Consider the following 1,734-nt stretch of genomic DNA (forward strand, 5'->3'; position numbering starts at 1 on the left):
TATGAGCTAGAAGGTTTGTTTGATCTGCTATATCTCTAATGATAGTTATGATGTTTTTAATTTCATCACTTTGTCTTATGACATCAGCTGTCTTTTGAGAGATAGCATTCATTGAGCTAGACATTTGTTCAACTGCAGCTGCACTTTCTTGTAAGCTATTTGCTTGAGTGTTTGCTGAGCTTGTTACTTGAGATACTGAGCTAGCTAGAAGTTTAGCTTTTTCTTCAAGTAGCTGTGCTTGGCTTAAATTTGAGTTTAGCATAGAGCAAACTACCTCGCCCATGTTTGATACTCCAAGTATCATAGACTTTAGGTCAGCTTCTAGCTCTTCATTTATCTCGACCTTTGCTGTAAAGTCATTTTTAGTATATGAGCTAAGAACATTTGTTATGCCCTTTAAATTTGCCGAGATAGATGTAAAGAATTTATTTAGTAGCTCTTTTAATTCATTTAGTGATGGGTTGTTTGGAGTTGAGCCTATCTTTGCTCCAAGGTTTCCTTTGATCATTAAATTTGCTACCTTATTTAGCTCATCTATCATAGTGCTATCTTTTTTGATGCCAGCTATGACTTTGTCGATGTTCTCATTTATCGCCTTACTCATCTCGCCAAATTCATCATTTGATCTTACCTCTAGCTTGCTTGGTGCTTTTGCTTCGTAAGTTACAAATTTAAATACATCATCAAGCTTAGACTGGATGGTTTTTATAGGGTTAAGAGACTTTTTAAGCAAGAAATAGACAAATGCTGAGAGGATAACGATAAATAGTACTGCTAGGATTAGCTGGATCTTTAGGAGGGGCAAAGTCTGGCTCGAGAAAGTATCGGCATTTATCGCAGCAACTGCGAGCCAGCCGTCGTCGTTTATAGGTAAAATTTTAGCCAAGACATTTTCGTTTTTCGCATTTTTATAAGAGATTAGTCCGTTTTCATCAAAGTCTTTACTTGCAAATTTAGCAGCCAAGGTCTTAGTCGCTTCAACAGAACTATTTATAAGGCTTTCATCCTCATGCAACAAGATAACACCATCTTTATCCATAAAATAAACATAGCCAAACTCGGTTTTACCCATCTTTAGAAGCTTTTTACTTAAAAGCCTGATATTAACATCAGTAAATGTAGCTCCTAGAAGCTTGCCGTCCTCTACTATCGGTGTAGAGAAAGTCATGCACAGATCGTGCTCTGGAGCGACCATGTCTATATATGGCTTTGTAAAGATGGTTTTTCCACTACTCTTTGCAGCGATATACCAGCCCCTACCCCTTGGTTCGTATTTATCTTTTTCTGGGGTTAAGGTTTTACCATTTGAGCCGTAAGTATAGCCGTTGCTCTCTGCCGCAAAATAGGCACCTATGACTATTGATTTTAAATTTTCTTTTGTAGATTTTAAACGAGCAAGAATTTCATCTTCTCTACCAACGCTACCTGTTAGCTTGTTTGCAAGCTTTTGCGAGTCCTCCATGTAGTCATCAATAAAACTTTGCGTCACAGACTTTATGTCAGATAGAATTTGATCTTGGTTTTGGCTGATCAGCTTCACCACCTCCTCTTTTGCGTTAAAGTAGCTAACAGCCGACATCGCAGCAAAGCATACACTCAAAAGAACAATAAGCGTCAATGCGATCTTGTTTGATATAGATCTCATTTCATCCTCCTTGTGAAATATTAGTAGAATTATAATATTTAAAATATAAATTTAATCTTTTATTTTAAATAATATTTTATATTAAATAG

The 1,734-nt window shown here is 36.4% G+C and carries 1 protein-coding gene; it reads right to left on the reverse strand.

The features are described 5' to 3' along the window. Positions 1-1,645, reverse strand: a 1,645-nt coding sequence (locus CYP26_RS07845; RefSeq protein WP_103631002.1) for a methyl-accepting chemotaxis protein, incomplete at its 3' end; no start/stop codon positions are given. Positions 1,646-1,734: the final 89 nt, after the last annotated feature.

This window comes from Campylobacter concisus, assembly GCF_002913225.1.
Classification (GTDB): Bacteria; Campylobacterota; Campylobacteria; order Campylobacterales; family Campylobacteraceae; genus Campylobacter_A; species Campylobacter_A concisus_J.